Origin of the sequence: Amycolatopsis magusensis (assembly GCF_017875555.1) — a bacterium.
Taxonomy (GTDB): domain Bacteria; phylum Actinomycetota; class Actinomycetes; order Mycobacteriales; family Pseudonocardiaceae; genus Amycolatopsis; species Amycolatopsis magusensis.
This window is the reverse complement of record NZ_JAGGMS010000001.1, coordinates 2,457,321-2,474,393: the sequence shown is the minus strand read 5'-3', so window position 1 is coordinate 2,474,393 and position 17,073 is coordinate 2,457,321. Positions and strand designations below refer to the sequence as shown.

19 protein-coding genes are annotated in these 17,073 nt (G+C 71.3%); 10 read left to right on the top strand and 9 right to left on the bottom strand.

The window, feature by feature from the left end:
• Positions 1 to 2: 2 nt before the first annotated feature.
• Together JOM49_RS11480 and dapE are read right to left on the bottom strand one after the other, a co-directional pair.
• Entirely contained in the window at positions 3 to 1,817 is a 1,815-nt protein-coding gene (locus JOM49_RS11480; protein ID WP_209664281.1) for a glycoside hydrolase family 9 protein, read from the bottom strand.
• 94 nt (positions 1,818 to 1,911) lie between these two features.
• Complete coding sequence (dapE, locus tag JOM49_RS11475; protein WP_209664280.1) at positions 1,912 to 2,970, bottom strand: succinyl-diaminopimelate desuccinylase; 1,059 nt, start codon at positions 2,968 to 2,970, stop codon at positions 1,912 to 1,914.
• On the opposite strand from dapE, the gene JOM49_RS11470 reads away from it, so the two are divergent.
• The 3 genes from JOM49_RS11470 to JOM49_RS11460 are packed head-to-tail and all read left to right on the top strand — an operon-like array spanning position 2,969 to position 5,454.
• Positions 2,969 to 3,439 (top strand): hypothetical protein, encoded by a 471-nt coding sequence (locus tag JOM49_RS11470; RefSeq protein WP_209664279.1) that lies wholly within the window; start codon positions 2,969 to 2,971, stop codon positions 3,437 to 3,439. The genes dapE and JOM49_RS11470 overlap by 2 nt on opposite strands.
• Before the next feature lie 25 nt (positions 3,440 to 3,464).
• Positions 3,465 to 4,442 (top strand): 2,3,4,5-tetrahydropyridine-2,6-dicarboxylate N-succinyltransferase, encoded by a 978-nt coding sequence (dapD, locus tag JOM49_RS11465; protein WP_372444000.1) that lies wholly within the window; start codon positions 3,465 to 3,467, stop codon positions 4,440 to 4,442.
• Between the two features lie 40 nt (positions 4,443 to 4,482).
• Positions 4,483 to 5,454 (top strand): CHAD domain-containing protein, encoded by a 972-nt coding sequence (locus JOM49_RS11460; RefSeq protein ID WP_209664278.1) that lies wholly within the window; start codon positions 4,483 to 4,485, stop codon positions 5,452 to 5,454.
• Here JOM49_RS11460 and JOM49_RS11455 read toward each other — a convergent pair.
• Positions 5,444 to 6,790 (bottom strand): FAD-dependent monooxygenase, encoded by a 1,347-nt coding sequence (locus JOM49_RS11455; RefSeq protein WP_209664277.1) that lies wholly within the window; start codon positions 6,788 to 6,790, stop codon positions 5,444 to 5,446. The two genes, JOM49_RS11460 and JOM49_RS11455, sit on opposite strands and share 11 nt — an antisense overlap.
• 70 nt (positions 6,791 to 6,860) lie before the next feature.
• On the opposite strand from JOM49_RS11455, the gene JOM49_RS11450 reads away from it, so the two are divergent.
• Entirely contained in the window at positions 6,861 to 7,466 is a 606-nt protein-coding gene (locus JOM49_RS11450) for a TetR/AcrR family transcriptional regulator (protein WP_308158711.1), read from the top strand.
• A gap of 88 nt (positions 7,467 to 7,554) precedes the next feature.
• Here the strand turns inward: JOM49_RS11450 and dapC are convergent, their stop codons facing one another.
• The 3 genes from dapC to JOM49_RS11435 form a co-directional block, all read right to left on the bottom strand.
• The gene (gene dapC, locus JOM49_RS11445) at positions 7,555 to 8,643 is read right to left on the bottom strand and encodes a succinyldiaminopimelate transaminase (protein ID WP_209664276.1); all 1,089 of its coding nucleotides are present in this window, start codon (positions 8,641 to 8,643) and stop codon (positions 7,555 to 7,557) included.
• Complete coding sequence (fdxA, locus tag JOM49_RS11440; RefSeq protein ID WP_209664275.1) at positions 8,640 to 8,960, bottom strand: ferredoxin; 321 nt, start codon at positions 8,958 to 8,960, stop codon at positions 8,640 to 8,642. Before fdxA ends, dapC begins: the two co-directional genes overlap by 4 nt.
• A 141-nt stretch (positions 8,961 to 9,101) precedes the next feature.
• Complete coding sequence (locus JOM49_RS11435) at positions 9,102 to 9,278, bottom strand: hypothetical protein (protein ID WP_209664274.1); 177 nt, start codon at positions 9,276 to 9,278, stop codon at positions 9,102 to 9,104.
• A 42-nt stretch (positions 9,279 to 9,320) separates the two neighbouring features.
• Here JOM49_RS11435 and JOM49_RS11430 point away from each other — a divergent pair, with 42 nt between their 5' ends.
• From JOM49_RS11430 to JOM49_RS11410, 5 genes are read left to right on the top strand one after another with little or no spacing between them, the layout of a single operon-like run.
• Positions 9,321 to 10,070 (top strand): GNAT family N-acetyltransferase, encoded by a 750-nt coding sequence (locus JOM49_RS11430; protein WP_209664273.1) that lies wholly within the window; start codon positions 9,321 to 9,323, stop codon positions 10,068 to 10,070.
• Entirely contained in the window at positions 10,067 to 11,065 is a 999-nt protein-coding gene (gene cofD / locus JOM49_RS11425; RefSeq protein ID WP_209664272.1) for a 2-phospho-L-lactate transferase, read from the top strand. Before JOM49_RS11430 ends, cofD begins: the two co-directional genes overlap by 4 nt.
• Positions 11,058 to 12,398 (top strand): coenzyme F420-0:L-glutamate ligase, encoded by a 1,341-nt coding sequence (locus JOM49_RS11420; RefSeq protein WP_209664271.1) that lies wholly within the window; start codon positions 11,058 to 11,060, stop codon positions 12,396 to 12,398. Before cofD ends, JOM49_RS11420 begins: the two co-directional genes overlap by 8 nt.
• Positions 12,395 to 12,931, top strand: a complete 537-nt coding sequence (locus JOM49_RS11415) for an NUDIX hydrolase (RefSeq protein ID WP_209664270.1) — start codon at positions 12,395 to 12,397, stop codon at positions 12,929 to 12,931. The genes JOM49_RS11420 and JOM49_RS11415 overlap by 4 nt, the downstream gene beginning before the upstream one ends.
• Positions 12,928 to 13,287 (top strand): GntR family transcriptional regulator, encoded by a 360-nt coding sequence (locus tag JOM49_RS11410; protein ID WP_209664269.1) that lies wholly within the window; start codon positions 12,928 to 12,930, stop codon positions 13,285 to 13,287. Before JOM49_RS11415 ends, JOM49_RS11410 begins: the two co-directional genes overlap by 4 nt.
• A 73-nt stretch (positions 13,288 to 13,360) precedes the next feature.
• Here JOM49_RS11410 and JOM49_RS11405 read toward each other — a convergent pair whose 3' ends face one another.
• Together JOM49_RS11405 and manB are read right to left on the bottom strand one after the other, a co-directional pair.
• Entirely contained in the window at positions 13,361 to 14,269 is a 909-nt protein-coding gene (locus tag JOM49_RS11405) for a DNA-3-methyladenine glycosylase family protein (RefSeq protein ID WP_209664268.1), read from the bottom strand.
• Positions 14,262 to 15,341 (bottom strand): mannose-1-phosphate guanylyltransferase, encoded by a 1,080-nt coding sequence (gene manB / locus JOM49_RS11400; RefSeq protein WP_209664267.1) that lies wholly within the window; start codon positions 15,339 to 15,341, stop codon positions 14,262 to 14,264. Before manB ends, JOM49_RS11405 begins: the two co-directional genes overlap by 8 nt.
• 147 nt (positions 15,342 to 15,488) lie before the next feature.
• On the opposite strand from manB, the gene JOM49_RS11395 reads away from it, so the two are divergent.
• The gene (locus JOM49_RS11395) at positions 15,489 to 15,890 is read left to right on the top strand and encodes a hypothetical protein (protein WP_209664266.1); all 402 of its coding nucleotides are present in this window, start codon (positions 15,489 to 15,491) and stop codon (positions 15,888 to 15,890) included.
• A 293-nt stretch (positions 15,891 to 16,183) separates the two neighbouring features.
• Here the strand turns inward: JOM49_RS11395 and JOM49_RS11390 are convergent, their stop codons facing one another.
• A complete protein-coding gene (locus JOM49_RS11390; RefSeq protein WP_209664265.1) occupies positions 16,184 to 17,050 on the bottom strand; it encodes a glycosyltransferase family 2 protein in 867 nt (288 codons plus the stop codon).
• Positions 17,051 to 17,073 lie beyond the last annotated feature (23 nt).

Below are 17,073 nucleotides of genomic sequence, written 5' to 3'. Positions count from 1 at the left end.
GCTTACGGACTCAGGGTGAAGGCGAGCATCGCGGTGGAAGTGAAGTCGATGGCCGGTTCGGAACTGGGCCATGAACTCACGTCGTCGAAAAAGCGCGATTCCGGGGTGTCGTAGGCGGCCAGCGGTTCGCTGCACGGCGTGGCTCCGTCCGGCGGGGTCAGGCCGTCGAAGTTCGCTGTGCCGTTCGGCCCGTTGACCACCGCGCCGTGGAGGATTCGCGCACCTCCGTCGGTACTTCCGGCGAGGTTGGCCACCTGATGATGGGGGCAGTGTGGATATCGGCTGCCCGCGCCGACGACGAGCGAGATGCCCCAGGCGTTGGCGCCGAGGGCGAAGTTGCGCTGTTGCGTGCCGAAGGCGTCGTAGGCCGGGTCGCCGGTGAGCCCGCGGTAGAGCCGGGCGGTCGCGGCGAAGCCGAAACTCTTGGTGGCGGCGTCGAACTGGGTGAGGTCCACGGCCGTGCGGAACGGGCTGGCCTGCGCACCGGCCACCCCTTCGTCGAGCTGTCGCCGCAGGTCCGCGACCAGTTCACCGCGCAGGTGCGGGGCGAGCCGGGCCAGGTCGGCGTGCGCGAGCGCGCTGGTGTCGTAGAGGTTCAGCGTGCCCTGGTCGTCGCCGCCGAGGTACTCGCGAGCCCAGTGGACGGCCTGCGAGGTCCACTCCTTCGCCCGCCGATCACCGAGCCGCTGTCCGGCCAGCGCGAGCTGCGTGGCACCGAGTTCGAGGTCGTCGCGCCAGGACGACTCGGGGTAGTAGGAGTGCGGGAAGGCGGTGACCAGCTCGCCGACCTCGGTGGTCTTGGCCTTGGCGAACACCGACGCGGCCTCGTCGAGGTACCGGCGCGCCAGCGTCCTGTCCCGTTCGACCTGGGCACCCAGCGCGAAGGCCGCGGCCACCCGGCCCGCCAGGTTCGGGCTGATCGCCTCGCCCGGCGCGTTCGCCGGGAACACCGGGCGGTGCTTGACGAAGTACTCCGGGTGCCCCGGCTGGACCTGCCGCGCGTCGTCGGCTTCCGGCAACCGCCAGACGTCGTGGTCACCGAGGAAGCCGAACTCCTCGCTCCCGGTACCGATGCCGACCTGCGCGTAGAGCACTCCGGTGGAGGCGTCCCACATCTTGTCCAGCCACCGCAGCCCGAAGCGGACCTCGTCGGCGAGCGCGCGGTCGTACCGCGTCCGCAGGGAAAGGCCCATTTCCGCCAGCGAGTACGCGGAGTTGGAGGTGAACTTGACGTAGTCGCCCGCGTCGGCCCAGCCGCCCTCGACGTCGACCGGCCCGCCAATCGGCTTCAGCGGCGCCAGGATCTCGTCGCCGAAGTCACCGCCGAACTCGGGCTCGGCGTAGACGGTCGCCTGCCGGTCGGCCAGGTGCGCGGGCTTCCGGCTCAACCGGCCCGTAATGACCTGCTCGCCGTCGCGCTGGGCCTGGAAGAACTCGTTGTTCGCCCGGGCCAGCGGCGCGAAGAGGCCGCCGCCGATCCGGAACTCCGGTGAGACCGCCGAGCCGAGCTTGACCCGGTAGGTCCCCGGCTGCCGGACCGCGCTGAGGTCGAGTGGGTGCACGGCCGGGTGGGCGGCGTTCCACGAGCCGGTCGGGGCGGGTGCCCGGCCGGTGTGCACGGTCCGGCCGCGGGCGTCGACCACGGTGAACCGGGCGCCTACGGCCGGAGCCCGGCCCAGCAGGTAGGCGACCTTGGTCTCGGCGGGGCCGTAACCGACCTGGTCGACGCGCAGCTCGCCGGTAACGGGCTCGGCGGTCGCCGGGGCGACGGGCAGCAGGAGGACGGTGAGCAGCGCGAGCACGGCGGGGCGTCTCACGGTTTCCCCATTCCCGGCGGCGGAATAGATAGGAAACTTTCTTGACAGTTCCGCGAAGATAGCGCCCGCCCGCGCCGGACGTCAACGGGTCAGATCAGCTCAGGAAGGTCCGCAGCACCTGGGTGACCTGCGTGATGTCGGAGATCGCGACGTTCTCCTGCCGGGTGTGCGCCAGCGCCGGGTCACCGGGCCCGAAGTTGACCGCCGCCATGCCCAGCGCGGAGAACCGGGCCACGTCGGTCCAGCCCAGCTTCGCCACCGGCTGCCCGCCCGCGGCCCGGACCAGCTCGGCCGCGGCGGGCGCGTCCAGGCCCGGCAGCGCGCCCGGCGAAACGTCCACAACGGACAGTTCATAGCCGTCGAAGACCTCACGCAGGTGCTGTTCGGCCTGCTCGGGCGAGCGGTCCGGGGCGTACCGGTGGTTGATGTCGAGCACCGCGTCGTCCGGGACCACGTTGCCGGCCACACCGCCGTGCACGCGCACCGCCTGCAGGCCCTCGTGGTAGGTCAGACCGTCGATCTCCGGCGTGCGCGGGCGGTACTCGGCCAGGCGCCGCAGCGGTTCGTACAGGCCGTGGATCGCGTTGGACCCGCGCCAGGCGCGCGCGGTGTGCGCCCGCTGGCCCTTGATCCGCAGCTGGACCCGCATGGTGCCCTGGCAGCCGGCCTCGATCACCGCGTTCGAGGGCTCCCCGACGATCGCCAGGTCGGCGCGCAGCCAGTCCGGCAGCTCGCGCTCGATGCGGCCGAGGCCGTTGCGCGTGGCTTCGACCTCTTCGTTGTCGTAGAAGACGAAGGTCACGTCGTGCTTCGGCTCGGCGACCGCGGCGGCGAGGTGCAGGAACACCGCGTCACCCGACTTCATGTCCACCGTGCCCAGGCCGTGCAGGTGCTCACCCTCGCGGCGGACGGGCAGGTTGTCGTTGGCGGGCACGGTGTCCAGGTGCCCGGCGAGGATCACCCGGCTCGGCCTGCCCAGGTTCGTGCGCGCCAGCACCGCGTCGCCGTTGCGGACCACCTCGAGGTGCGGGGCGTCCCGGCGCAGCGCCGACTCGACGAGGTCGGCCAGTTCCGCCTCCTGCCCGGACTCGCTCGGCACGTCCACCAGTGCCGCGGTCAGGTCGATCGGGTCGGCATGCAGGTCCAGAGCCATGACCGGCAACCTACCGAAGTACGGTGGCGGGGTGCGCATCCGCCGTTCCACCCTCGCACTGTTCGCGGCCGGACTGCTGGCGCTCGCCGGCTGCGGGAGCGAAGAGCCCCGGTCCGCCCAGCCGAAGCCCGGCGAGGTCAGCCCCGAAGCCCTGCTCACCAAGGCCAACGCGCTCACCGCGGACCCCTGTTTCCGCGCGCCGGAGCAGCAGAAGTACTGGCTGTGCGAGAAATACGTCACGCAACTCGGCAGCTTCACCGGAACGGTGAACAAGCTGGCGGAGACTTTCGTCGCGCTGCGTGAACCCGGGCAGCAACTCCGGACCGGCATCGATGCTTACCGAGGCGCAGGTTGCGAGGCGGAAACCGCACCTGAACCGGCTGTCTGCTTGCGCCATCTGGACCAGTTGAAGACCGGTTTGGACACTGTGCGTACACGACTGCGGGACGCGCCCACGGCGACAGAGTGACTCTTGCTCGGTTACGGTCATTGTCGTGACCGAAATTCCTTCACCCGAGACCACCGGGGCCAGCGGCGTCGGGCTGGCCACCATCAGCACCGACGGTGTGGTGCTGGACACCTGGTACCCCCAGCCGAAGCTGGCGGACGCGGGCACCGGCGGCACCGAGCGGCTTTCGCGGGAAGAAGCCGTCGAGGCCCTCGGCGAGGCCGTGGCCACGCTGCTCGGTGAGGACACCGACCGCGGCGTCGAGGTGGTCGCCGTGCGCACCCGGATCGGCAGCCTCGCCGACGCCCCGGCCGACGCGCACGACGTGTACCTCCGCCTGCACCTGCTCTCGCACCGGCTGGTCCGGCCGCACGGGCAGAACCTGGACGGCATCTTCGGCCTGCTGGCCAACGTGGTGTGGACCAATCACGGGCCTTGCCCGGTCGAGGGTTTCGAGGCCACCCGTCTGCGCCTGCGCGCGCGGGGGGCGGTGACCGTCTACGGTGTGGACAAGTTCCCCCGGATGGTCGACTACGTCACCCCGACCGGCGTCCGGATCGCCGACGCCGACCGCGCGCGGCTCGGCGCGCACCTGGCCACCGGCACCACGGTCATGCACGAGGGCTTCGTGAACTACAACGCCGGCACGCTTGGCGCGTCCATGGTCGAAGGCCGCATCTCGGCCGGCGTGGTGGTCGGCGACGGCAGCGACGTCGGCGGTGGCGCGTCGATCATGGGCACGCTCTCCGGCGGTGGCAAGGAGATCATCTCGATCGGCGAGCGCTGCCTGATCGGCGCGAACGGCGGCATCGGCATCTCGCTCGGCGACGATTCGGTGGTCGAGGCCGGGCTGTACGTCACCGCGGGCACCAAGGTGGTCGTGGACGGCAAGACGGTCAAGGCGCGGGAGCTGTCCGGCATCTCGGGCGCGTTGTTCCGGCGGAACTCGGGCACCGGCGCGGTCGAAGTGGTGGCGCGCACCGGCTCCGGCATCGAGCTGAACGCGGCCCTGCACGCCAACTGAACCCCGTTCGGACCAGCGGTGGTCACCTACCATTGATCAGATGACCACCGTGACCACACCCCAGCGCTCGCCGGTCAGCACGCCGCCGGACCTCGGTCTGCCGCCGGAGCCGCCGAAGGTGCGGTCGGACGATCCACCGGTGGCGCACATCCGCGTCAAGCTGGACCGGCAGCTGCGCGCGGTGCTCGAGCACGAGCCGGGCACCCGCGCGGGCGCCGAACCCGAGCACCTGCACCAGATGCGCGTGGCCATCCGGCGGATGCGCAGCGTGCTGAAGGTCTCCGGCGGGCTCGGGCCGACCACCGACGAGGTGCGTGCCGAGCTGGGCTGGCTCGGCAACGCCCTCGGCGAGGTGCGGGATTACGACGTGCTGATCGAGCACCTGCGTGAGGTGGTCGCCGAATTCGAGACCACCGACCAGCTCGCCGCCCGGCAGCTGGTGGCGCGCTTCGTCGCCCAGCGCGGGAAGGCGAAGCGGCGGCTGACCAAGGTGCTCAACGGTGGCCGGTACCGCACGACCCTGACGATGACCGCCCAGCTCGCGCGGCCCGGCGAGGTGGAGCCGGTGGTGGAGTCCGAGGTGGACGCCACCACCGAGGTGGACCTGGTCCGGGCGCTGCGCAAGCCGTACCGGAAGCTGGCCAAGGCGGTCGCCGCCCTGCCGGAGAACCCGCCGGACGACGACCTGCACGCCCTGCGCATCCACGGCAAACGCTTGCGCTACGCCGGTGAACTGGCCAAACCCGCCGCGCCGGACAAGGCCGCGAAGAAGGCGATCAAGGTGCTGGTGAAGGCCGCCGAACGGCTGCAGACCGTGCTCGGCGACCACCAGGACGCCGTGGTCGCCGCCGACCGCGTCCGCGCACTGGCCGCCGACGCGGACCCGGCGATCGCCTTCATCGCGGGCCGCATCGTGGAACGGGAACACCTGCGCTGCGCGGTCGCCCGCGCGGTGTGGCCGGAGGTGGTCGCCGAAATCGACGCGGCCGCCGAGGTCCTGCTCAGCCGATGATCGAGCCGATGTAACCGTCCGGGCGCACCCGGACGATCGTGCCCGGCTCCACGTCGTAGATCTCCAGCGCGGGCCCGCTGATCGAGTGGGTGTGCTCCGCCTGCGGCGCCGGGCGGCCGAAGGCCAGGGTTGTCCAATGTGGACCCCGGAACAGGTCGAACAGCCGCGTCTTCTCGTCGACCGGCCCGTCCGGGGCGCGGTCACCGGCGACCACCCGGCCCGGCCGCGCCCGCTCGTCCCGCGCCAGCGGGCCGCCCGCGTAGCTGATCCCGAGCTGGTGGTACTCGGACCCGCGCCGGTGCGCGTCGGCGTCGCCCTCGGTGTACTTCTTCAGCGAAGCCTCGCTCAGCCCCAGCACCGAGGCCGCCACCGGCCGGCGTTCGGCTTCGTAGGTGTCCAGGTGCTGTTCGGCGGCCAGCTTCCAGCCGAGGTTCATCGCGTCCCCGACCCCGGTGTTGAGCCCCTGCCCACCGGTCGGCGGGTGCACGTGCGCGGCGTCGCCCGCGAGGAAGACGCGGCCCTGCCGGTAGCGCGCGGCGAGCCTGCTGTTCGGCCGCCACACCGTGGACCAGGTCAGGTCGTGCAGCCGGATGTCCATGCCGCCCGAAAACCGGTCGACCAGCGCCTGCAATCCCGCCAGCGAGGTGTCGCCGTCCAGTGGCGCGGCGAACTGGAACTGCGAGCCGCCCGAGAGCGGGGTGAGCGCGATGCCCTCGCGCGGGTTGGCGGTCTGCCCGAACCAGTAGCTGAAGTCGTGGTCCAGCCCCTCGGCCGCGACGTCGCCGAGCAGCATCCGGATCGACTCGTCCGTGCTGCCCTCGAACGGGATGCCAAGTGACTTCCGCACGAAGCTGCGCCCGCCGTCCGCGCCGACCAGGTAGTCCACGCGCGTGCGCTCGGTGCCGTTCAGCACCACGTCCACCCCGGCGGTGTCCTGGGTGAACCCGGTCAGCTCGGTGCCGAGTTCCACGCGCACCCCGAACCCGGCCAGCCGCTCGCGCAGGATGCCTTCGGTCCGCGACTGCCCGAGCATGCACCCGTTCGGATAGGGCACGTCCGGCGTCGGCTCCCGCAGTTCGCCCATCCACTGCACGCCGATGAACTCCCCGGCGACGTAGGCGCGGGTCGCCGGCGGCGCGATCCCCGCGTCGAGCACGGCTTCCACCACCCCGAGGTCGTCGAAGACCTCCAGCGTGCGCGGTTGCAGCCCGTCGCCGCGGGAGCCGTTGAAGAACTCCGCGGCCTTGTCCACCACCCGCACCTCGATCCCGCGCCGGGCCAGGTCGATGGCCAGGGTCAGGCCGGTCGGCCCAGCACCCGCGATCAGCACCTTCATGATGAATCTCCATTCAGTGAATTTAGATTCATCATGGACGCTGCTAGCGTCTGGCGTCAAGGAGGTGGCGGTGACCAGTGCGACGAGCCGCAAGCAGAAGGCGGCGGAAACCGAGGGCGCGCTCAAGGCGGCCGCGCGGCGCGTGTTCGCCAGGCAGGGCTACCTGAACACCAAGATCACCGACATCACGGCCGAGGCCGGGCGCGCCGCGGGGTCGTTCTACAACCACTTCGCCGGCAAGGAGGAACTGCTCGAAGCACTGCTGGTGGACATGCTCGCCGCGGTCGACGAAGGCGTGGCCGAGCCGGAGCACGACCCGGACTTCTCGAAACGCTCAGCGCTGCGCTGGCACGTGGCGAGCTTCTGGCGCTTCTACCGGGCGCACCTGCCGGAAATGGTGGCGCTGCGCCAGGCGGCCATGGTCAACGAGGACTTCGGCAGGCGGCTGCAGCAGCTGATGAGCGCGGACCAGGCCCACTGGGTCGGCCACCTGGCGCACCTCGCACACCTGCCGGGCCCGCCGGACCTGGTCACCTCGGCGATCTCCGCGCTGCTGGACCAGTTCGCGCACACCTGGCTGGTGGCCGGGGGCGACGGCCGCGACCTGCCCGACGACGAAGCCATCGACCTGCTCACCGACTTCATCCACCACGGCATCACCGGCCGCGCCCCCTAACGCCCGCCGAGCCCTCCGCCCAATGCTATGAGTGGGGCATTACTTGCGTTCATTGCAAGTAATGCCCCACTCATAGCATTCGGGGGTCCTAGCTGAGGCGGGTTACGGCGGCTTCGATGCGTTCGTCGGTGGCCGTCAGGGCGATCCGCACGTGGTTTTTGCCCGCCGGACCGTAGAAGGTGCCGGGGGCGGCCAGGATGCCGCGCTCGGCCAGCCAGTCGATGGTCTGCCAGGCGTCCTCATCCCGGCTCGACCACAGGTACAGCCCGGCTTCGGAGTGGTCGATCCGGAAACCGCTGTCCTTCAACGCCTTTCGCAGCGGTTCGCGTCGACGGGCGTACCGCTCGCGTTGTGCGCCGAGTGCCTCGTCGTCGGTCAGCGCGGCGACCATCGCCTCCTGCACCGGCCGGGGCACGATCATCCCCGCGTGCTTGCGGACGGCCAGCAGCTGGGCGACCAGCTCCGGGTCACCGGTGACGAACCCGGCGCGGTAGCTGGCCAGGTTCGCCGACTTCGACAGCGAGTGCACCGCGAGCAGCCCGTCCAGCCGTCCACCGTGGACGGACGGGTGCAGGATCGACAGCGGCTCGGTCTCCCAGCCCAGCGCCAGGTAGCACTCGTCGGAGACGACGATCGTGCCGCGCTCGCGGGCCCACTCGACCACCTTGCGCAGGTGTTCGACGCCCAGCACGCGGCCGGTCGGGTTGGCGGGCGAGTTCAGCCACAGCAACGACGGCCGCTGCGGGCCGAGCTGGGTCAGGCCGTCGGCGCGGACCAGCGTCGCGCCCGCGAGCAGCGTGCCGACCTCGTAGGTCGGGTACGCCAGCTCGGGGATGACCACCAGGTCCCCGTGACCGACGCCGAGCAGCCGCGGCAGCCAGGCGACCAGTTCCTTCGACCCGATCGTCGGCAGCACCGCGTCCGGGTCGAGCCCCTGGATGCCGTGACGGCGGCGCAGCGCGTCGACGACCGCCGAGCGCAGCGCCGGGGTCCCGTGCGTGGTCGGGTACCCGGGCACGTCCGAGACCGACGCCAGCGCGTCGCGGATGCCCGCCGGTACCGGGTCCACCGGCGTGCCGACGGACAGGTCGACGACGCCGTCCGGGTGGGCCTGCGCCTTGGCCTTGGCCGCGGCGAGCGAGTCCCAGGGGAAATCGGGTAGGGCGACGGGGCTCATTCGCCCTGCGGGGGGAGTTTCTTGATGAACTCGGGGTCGTGGCTGGTCTTGCCGACCTTTGACGCCCCGCCCGGCGAGCCCAGCTCGTCGAAGAAGTCCACGTTCGCCTTGGTGTAGGTGGCCCACTCGTCGGGCACGTCGTCCTCGTAGTAGATGGCTTCGACCGGGCAGACCGGTTCGCACGCACCGCAGTCCACGCACTCGTCGGGGTGGATGTAGAGCATCCGATCACCCTCGTAGATGCAATCGACGGGGCACTCGTCGATGCACGCCTTGTCGAGCACGTCGACGCAGGGCTCGGCGATCACGTAGGTCACAGTGCTCTCCTGCTTGTGTTTGTCCGGTCTGGCCGCACGGCCGACATTACGCGGTCGCGGGGGGTCCGTGGTGGTGAGGCGACCCTTATTCCGCCCCCTGAACACCCCGATTCGCGGGTCACCATACCCGCAGTACGGGAACTAGCGGGAACGCCGTTTCCGGTCCTGGTCACGGCGGTCGCCGGTGATGACGAACGCGGGCTTCGGGGTGTCGTCCCCCGATTCCTCCTGCTTGGCTCGCACGGCCTTGCTGAAACTGTCCGCGATCTCATCGACCAGGTCCTCGTTGTGCCGGTCGTCCTTGCGGGAGACGCTCATCGATCCTCCTGGCGGTCGGCGCCCACGTGCACAATCTAGCCCGTGGAACCTGCGGAAACACTCGAACTCCAGTGTGCACTCGCCTGGCCGCCGGTGACCGGGGAACGGCTCGGGTGCTGGTGGTTGCGGGCCGCGGCCGGGTTCACCGGGCGGGCGAACACCGCGCTCGCCATCGGGGATCCGGGACTGCCCATCGCGGACGCGCTGGACCGCGTCTGTGACTTCGCCCACTCGCACGGGCTCGAGCCGGCGGTCCAGGTGATCCAGGGCGGCCACCTCGAACGCGCGCTCGACGACCTCGGCTGGGTGCCGAACGTCGCCCACGCGGCCGGGCACGAGGTATCGGTGCTGGTCGGACCACTGGGCACGCCGGACGGCACCGCCCGGATGCTCGACGCGCCGACACCGGAGTGGTGGGAACTGTGCGCGGGCACCGCCGAGCCGAGCGAAGCGCAGCGGCACGTCCTGACCACCGCGCCCGCGGTCGGCTACGGCGTGGCGGAGACCGGCACCGAGACCGTCGGCGCGGTGCGGGGCGCGGTCGTCGACGACGTGCTGCACGTTTCGCGGCTGGCGGTCCGGCCCGCGTACCGGCGCAAGGGCGTCGCGGTCGACCTGATGGGTGCCGTGGGCGCCTGGGGCGCGGCACTCGGAGCAACGCGGTGCGCACTGCAGGTGTCGGTGACGAACGCCCCGGCGCTCGCGCTGTACGACCGGCTGGGATTCACCGAGCACCATCGGTACCGCTACTGGGTCCCCGCCACCGGGTCGTGCGAGGATCGCTCCTCGTGAAGGTTGTCGTTGTAGCCGGCGGGGTGGGCGGCGCCCGGTTCCTGCTCGGCGTGAAGGCCGCGCTCGGCCTGCCCCCGATCGGTCCCGCCCCCGAAGGCTCCCCGCACGAGGTCACCGCGCTGGTGAACACCGGCGACGACGTGTGGATGCACGGCCTGCGCATCTGCCCGGACCTGGACACCTGCATGTACACCCTCGGCGGCGGCATCGACACCGCGCGCGGCTGGGGGCATGCCGGGGAGACCTGGACGGTCAAGGAGGAACTGGCCGCCTACGGAGCCGAGCCCGGCTGGTTCGGCCTCGGTGACAAGGACATCGCCACGCACCTCATCCGCTCGCGGATGCTGCGGGCGGGCTACCCGCTTTCGGCGATCGCCGAAGCGCTGTGCGACCGGTGGAAGCCGGGCGTGCGGTTGCTGCCGATGACCGACGACCGGGTCGAGACCCACGTGGTGGTCGACGACCCGGAGGACGAGGGCGCGCGCAAGGCCCTGCACTTCCAGGAGTGGTGGGTGCGCTACCACGCCGAACTGACCGCGCATTCGATCGTCGCAGTCGGTGCCGAGGAGTCGTCCCCGGCGGCCGGGGTGCTGGACGCGATCGCCGAGGCCGACGCGGTGCTGCTGGCGCCGTCGAACCCGGTGGTCTCGGTCGGCACCGTGCTGTCCGTGCCCGGTATCCGCGACGGGCTGCGCAAGACCAGCGCCGGCGTGGTCGGCATCTCCCCGATCATCGACGGGAAACCGTTGCGCGGCATGGCTGACGCCTGCCTGACCGCGATCGGCGTGGAGACCTCCGCGCAGGCCGTCGGCAGGCACTACGGCTCGCGCCAGACCTCGGAGGGCCTGCTCGACGGCTGGCTCATCCAGCGCGGCGAGACCGCCGACGTGCCGGGGGTGGCCGTCCGGCCGGTGCCGCTGCTGATGTCCGATGTGGACGCGACGGCGAAGATGGCGCGGGCGGCGCTGGAACTGGCCGGGGTGGACGTTGACTGACCACGCCGCGCCGAAGCTGGAGGTCCTGCCGGTCACCGGGCTGCCCGAGTTCCGCCCCGGCGACGACCTGACCGGTGCCATCGCCGACGCGGCCCGCTGGCTGCGCTCCGGCGACGTGGTGGTGGTGACCAGCAAGGTGGTCTCCAAGATCGAAGGGCGGCTGATCTCGGTCCCCCGCGATCCCGAGGCCCGCGATGCCGCCCGCCGCAAGCTGATCGAGGACGAGTCGGTGCGCGTGGTGGCCCGGATCGGCCGCACGGTGATCACCGAGAACCGCAACGGGCTGGTGCAGGCCGCCGCCGGGGTGGACGCGTCCAATGTGGACTCCGGCGAGGTGGCGCTGCTGCCAGCCGACCCGGACGCCTCGGCCTTCGCCCTGCGCGCGGGCCTGCGCGAACGGCTCGGTGTCGAGGTCGCGGTGATCATCACCGACACCATGGGCCGGGCCTGGCGGATCGGCCAGACCGACGCCGCGATCGGCTCCTCCGGGTTGCGCGTGCTGCACTCCTACGCCGGTGCGGTGGACGAGCACGGCAACGAACTGGCGGTCACCGAGGTCGCCGTGGCCGACGAACTGGCCGCCGCGGCGGACCTGGTCAAGGGCAAGCTGGGCGGCACGCCGGTGGCGGTGGTGCGCGGGCTGTCCATCGAGGACGACGGGTCCAGCGCGCACGACCTGGTCCGCCCGGTCGACTACGACCTCTTCCGCCTGGGCACCAACGAAGCCCTCGAACAGGGTCGCAAGGAAGCCGTGCTGGTGCGGCGATCCGTCCGCGCGTTCACCGGGGAACCGGTGGAGCCGGAGGTGATCCGCCGCGCGGTCGGCGCCGCGCTGACCGCGCCCGCCCCGCACCACACGCGACCGGTCCGCTTCATCTGGGTGCGCGACCAGGCCAGGCGGAAGGCGCTGCTGGAGGCCATGCGCGACTACTGGCGCGCCGACCTCGAACGCGACGGGTTCACGCCGGAACAGGTGGAAAAACGCCTGGCACGCGGGAACCTGCTGTTCACCGCACCCGAACTGGTCCTGCCGTTCCTGGTGCCCGAAGGCGCGCACACCTATCCCGACGACCGCCGGAACGCCTGTGAGCGCACCATGTTCACCGTCGCCGGTGGCGCGGCGGTGCAGGGGCTGCTGGTGTCGCTGGCCGCCGAAGGGCTGGGCTCGCTGTGGGTCGGCTCGACGATCTTCTCCGCCGACGTGGTGCGCGAACGCCTCGGTCTCGACGGGAACTGGCACCCGCTGGGCGCGGTCGCCATCGGCCACCCGCTCGACGGCCCCGGCGGCCCGCGCCCACCCCGTGAACTCGCCGAAGGGCTGGTCGAACTGTGACCCTGCACGCCGACACTTTGTCCACTTTGGATGAATGGAAAGCCCCGACCGCGACGCAGGAGGCACTGCGGCAGGCGTTCCTCGGTTTCGTCGCGGCCAGGGAGGACGCCTGCGAGCGGTCCTGCGAAGCCGGGCACATCACCGCGTCGGCCGTGGTGCTGGACCACGCCGGGGAGCGGGTGCTGCTGACCCTGCACCCACGCGTCGGCCGGTGGCTGCAACTGGGCGGGCACTGTGAGCCCAGCGACACCGCACTGGCCGAGGCCGCCCTGCGCGAGGCGGCCGAGGAGTCGGGCATCAGCGGGCTGACCATCGACACCGAGCCGGTGCACCTCGACGTGCACCCGATCACCTGCTCACTCGGCGTACCCACGCGGCACTTCGACGTACGGTTCGTGGCCCACGCCCCCGCGGGCGCGGAACCGGTGCGCAGCGCCGAATCGGACGACCTGCGCTGGTGGCCGATCGCCGCGCTGCCCGCCGGCTCGGAGGACCTGACCGAACTGATCGCCGCGGCCGTCGAACAGGCATGAACCTCGACTTCGACCCGGGGTCGCCGGTGCCGCCGTACGAGCAGGTCCGTTCCTCGCTCGCCCGGCAGATCAACGACCGCACGCTGCCGGTCGGCACCAAGTTGCCGACCGTCCGGCAGCTCGCGGCGGACCTCGGCATCGCGCCGAACACCATCGCGCGGGCGTACCGCGAACTGGAGGAAGCGGGCCTGATCGAGACCCGCGGGCGCGCGGGGAGCTTCGTCGGCGCATCGGGTGACCAGAACCGGCGGCGAGCCCAGGAAGCCGCGGCGGAGTACGCCGCTATGACGCGGAAGCTGGGTCTCGACCCAGACGAGGCGCTCGCGATCGTCACCGCCGCGCTCGAACCACGTTAGGCGACCCCCGCCGATGTCACGAATGTGGCTTTCGAGACGTTCTGCGGCCCGAAAGCCACATTCGTGACATCGGTTAGAGGGCTCGGTAGTCGCGGATGGGCATGCGCGGGCCGAACCGCGGTCGTGTGACGCCGGCGGCTTCCAGGTAGCGCACGGCCCGTTGCCGGTGTGGTGCGTAGGGCGCCAGCACCTCGGCCATACCCTGGTCGTCCAAGGCTCGCCCGACCAGGGCGTAGCCGACGATCGCCGGGATGTGGAAGTCGCCGAAGCTGACGGCGTCCGGGTCGCCCCAGGCGCGCTGGGCGATCTCGGCGGCGGTCCACACGCCGATGCCGTGCACCTTCCGCAGCAGTTCCCGGCCTTCGGCACCCCGCAGCGAGGCCGCGCGCTCCAGGCGGTGCGCCACCCCGGCCGCGGCGACCAAAGCCGTGCGGCGCTTGAGGTCCACGCCCGCCTGGTGCCACTTCCAGTCCGGAATGGACCGGATCGCCGCCGGGGTCGGGGGCACCCGCAGCAACTTCGGGCCAGGGCCGGGTGCCGGTTCGCCGAACCACCGGCACAGTTCGCGCCACGACCGGTGCGCCTCGATCCCGGTCACCTTCTGCTCCAGGACCGCGGGCACCAGCGAGTCCCACACCCGCCCGGTCGAGGGCAACCGCAGACCGGGCCGCCGGTGCCGGGCGTCGGCGATCAGCGGGTGGTGCGCGACGAATCCGGTGTCGTCGTCGTTCGCGCCCAGCAGCGCGGGCACCCCGTCGAGCAGGATCGCCGAGCCCGCGCCCCACGCCACCGCTTCGACCTCACCGTCGGCGAGCCGTCGCAGGCCGAGCGTGCCGGGGCCGTCCGGGGTGTTCGCGGTCAGCCACACCCGGCCCGGCGCGTCCCAGTGCACCGTCGGGTCGCCGCGCCCGCGCCGGAGCGGCGCGAGCACGCGCCGGAAATCCAGCGCGAACGGCGGGCGCCAACGGCGCGTGTCAGGCATCGCTCGAGAATCGCACAGCCCCGTCCGCGATGGTCATCTCGGGCCAGACCCGCGCACCGTCGAGCAGCTCACAACCGGAGCCGACGACCGCGCCGTCACCGAGCACCACCCCGCGCAGCACGGTTCCGGCGCCGACCCGCGCGCCCTTGCCCAGCACCGAGCGCTCGACCACCGCACCTTCACCGACGACCGCGCCGTCGAACAGGACCGAACCGGAGATCCGGGCACCCGCCCCGACTTCGGCACCGGCACCCAGCGTCGAACCGTCGGTCACGCTCGCGTCATCCGCGACCTTCGCGCCCTCGAGCAGCAGTGCCTCACCGACCGGCCCCGGCAGAGCCGAGGTGGGCGCGACGCCGCGCACCAGGTCGGCGGAGCCACGCACGAACGCCTCCGGCGTACCGACGTCGAGCCAGTAGGACGCGTCGACGAAACCGTGCACGTGCGCACCGGCTTCGAGCAGCCCGGGAAAGGTCTCCCGTTCCACCGAGACCCGGCGCCCGGCCGGAATGGACTCGATGGCCGAGCGCTTGAACACATAACAACCGGCATTGATTTGATCCGTCGGCGGATTGGGCGTCTTCTCCAGGAACGCGGTGACCCGCCCGCTCGAATCGGTCGGCACCGAACCGAATCGGCTCGGGTCGTCGACTCGTTGCAGGTGCAAGGTGACGTCGGCCCCGGTCGACCGGTGCGTTCCTACGAGCGCCCCGAGGTCGGCGCCGGAAAGGATGTCGCCGTTGAAGATGACCGCGTTCTCCGCGCGTACGCGGTCGAAGACGTTGCGGATGGCGCCACCGGTGTCCAGCGGCGTTTCCTCCACCACGTACTCGAGTTCCAGCCCCACCGCGGATCCGTCGCCGAAGTACTCTTCGAACACTTCGGCCCGGTAGGAGGTACCGAGTACGACGTGGGTGATCCCGGCCGCGCGGATGCGGGAGAACAGGTGGGAAAGGTAGGGCACCCCCGCGGTGGGCAGCATCGGCTTCGGTGCGGACAGGGTCAACGGCCGCAGCCGCGTCCCCTTGCCACCGACGAGAACGACGGCATCGACCCCCGGTGCGGCGCTCATGCGCGCATCCCTTCCTCCCATTGTCGCGGAACAGCTGGTGACAAACCGCCGGAAACGCTGACGCGGGCGGCCCGGAGGGCCTACCCTAGACAGCACACAGGCGGCCCCGGTCGGAGAGGGCCTCGGGTTAGTCGGGAGGCCGAGGGGATGGACCCCCGCGATCGCGCGGACGCCTTGCTTTCTCGGGCACGGGCCCGCGGGGCTTTCGTGGTCACGCCGGACGACGCCACTTCGCCGATGGACGCGGCGAACACCCAGCAGATCCCGAGATCCGTGGTCGCCGACATCGACGCGCAGGACCCGGACAGCACCACCCAGGTCTCCGCCGCGATGATCGAGGCCAACGACTACCACCTGGCCAGCCCCGAACCCACCTCACGGCTGGAGCCCCCACGCGGCCCCCGCCCGACCCGGCCGATGCCGCTGCCCTCGTTGTTCGAGGAGCACCCCGTCGACCCGGTCATCGAGGAAAAGGACGTGGGCGGCCTGATCCCCACCACCACCCAGACAAAACGCTCGAACCTCTCCCGCCGCCTGGACGGCATCTGAGCGTCAGCTGAATGCTATGAGTGGGGCATTACTTGCAATCAACGCAAGTAATGCCCCACTCATAGCATTCGCAGGCAAGGGCCCAGCCACCAGAGCAACCGCCGCCGGGGCACCCCACCAGAGCATCCGCCGGCCGGGGCACCCCACCGGGAGCACCCGCCCAGACTCCCCACCCCACCCCGGTCCACAGCCAAAAACACGGCTGGGACCTCGATGTCAAGGCATCTTTCCCGCCTTGACATCGAGGTCCCAGCCGTAGTCACACTCAAAAACCGGGGCGGGGCCCCATACCACTACCGATCCCGCCACGTAGCCAGCTTCAACCGGGCCGCCAGCCCCAGCTTCACCGCCGCCAATACCGGCTTCCACTGCGGACCGCGGTGCCGGTCGGCCAGGTAGCGGTAGGCGCTGACGTGGTGCGCCGCGAGCATCTTCGCCGACGCGCGTTTCGTGGCCTGCCCGCCGATGTGCATCACGGTGGCCGAGGGCGCGTACACGTTCAGCCAGCCGGCGCGGCCCAGCCGGTCACCGAGGTCGACGTCCTCGAAGTACATGAAGTACCGCGGGTCGAAGCCCTCGACCGAGTCCCACGCCTCTCGCCGGATCAGCTGACACGAGCCGGAAAGCCAGCCCGAGGTGCGTTCGGTGGGCTTCGCGGTCTCCTGCCGGTACTGCTTGGTCCACGGGTTGCCGCGCCAGACCTTGCCGAGCGCGGCGTGCCCGATGCCACGGCCGAGCGAGGGCAGCAGCCGCGCCGACGGGTAGACCGTGCCGTCCGGCTCCTGGATCAGCGGGCCGAACGCCCCGCCGCGTGGCCAGCGCGCGGCCACGTCGAGCAGTTCGTCGATCGAGCCGGGGTGCCATTCCAGGTCGGGGTTGGCGATCACGATCCAGCCGTACCGCTCGTCCAGCTCGGCCACCCCGCGGTTGGCCGCGCGGCCGTAGCCCAGGTTCTCGCCGATGCGCAGCAGGTGCACGTTCCCGCGCTCGGCGGCCTTGTCCAGCGACCCGTCCGAAGCGTCGGTGTCGTTGTCGGCCAGCACCACCTTGACTTCGCGCGTGGTGGCCTTTTCGAGCGTCTCGAGGAAGGGCTCCAGGGTCTCGCCGGGGAAGTAGGTCACGACCACGACGGCGACCTCATCGCCATACTGGGGGTGCACGACAGGACATTGTGCCCTGAGCA

What these genes read in the sequence shown, in the direction of transcription:
- JOM49_RS11470 (WP_209664279.1), top strand. Translation starts at nt 2,969, where the DNA reads ATGACCGGCAACCTACCGAAGTACGGTGGCGGGGTGCGCATCCGCCGT.
- dapE (WP_209664280.1), bottom strand. Translation starts at nt 2,970, where the DNA reads ATGGCTCTGGACCTGCATGCCGACCCGATCGACCTGACCGCGGCACTG.
- JOM49_RS11460 (WP_209664278.1), top strand. Translation starts at nt 4,483, where the DNA reads ATGACCACCGTGACCACACCCCAGCGCTCGCCGGTCAGCACGCCGCCG.
- JOM49_RS11455 (WP_209664277.1), bottom strand. Translation starts at nt 6,790, where the DNA reads ATGAAGGTGCTGATCGCGGGTGCTGGGCCGACCGGCCTGACCCTGGCC.
- dapC (WP_209664276.1), bottom strand. Translation starts at nt 8,643, where the DNA reads ATGAGCCCCGTCGCCCTACCCGATTTCCCCTGGGACTCGCTCGCCGCG.
- JOM49_RS11435 (WP_209664274.1), bottom strand. Translation starts at nt 9,278, where the DNA reads ATGAGCGTCTCCCGCAAGGACGACCGGCACAACGAGGACCTGGTCGAT.
- JOM49_RS11410 (WP_209664269.1), top strand. Translation starts at nt 12,928, where the DNA reads ATGAACCTCGACTTCGACCCGGGGTCGCCGGTGCCGCCGTACGAGCAG.
- JOM49_RS11405 (WP_209664268.1), bottom strand. Translation starts at nt 14,269, where the DNA reads ATGCCTGACACGCGCCGTTGGCGCCCGCCGTTCGCGCTGGATTTCCGG.
- manB (WP_209664267.1), bottom strand. Translation starts at nt 15,341, where the DNA reads ATGAGCGCCGCACCGGGGGTCGATGCCGTCGTTCTCGTCGGTGGCAAG.
- JOM49_RS11395 (WP_209664266.1), top strand. Translation starts at nt 15,489, where the DNA reads ATGGACCCCCGCGATCGCGCGGACGCCTTGCTTTCTCGGGCACGGGCC.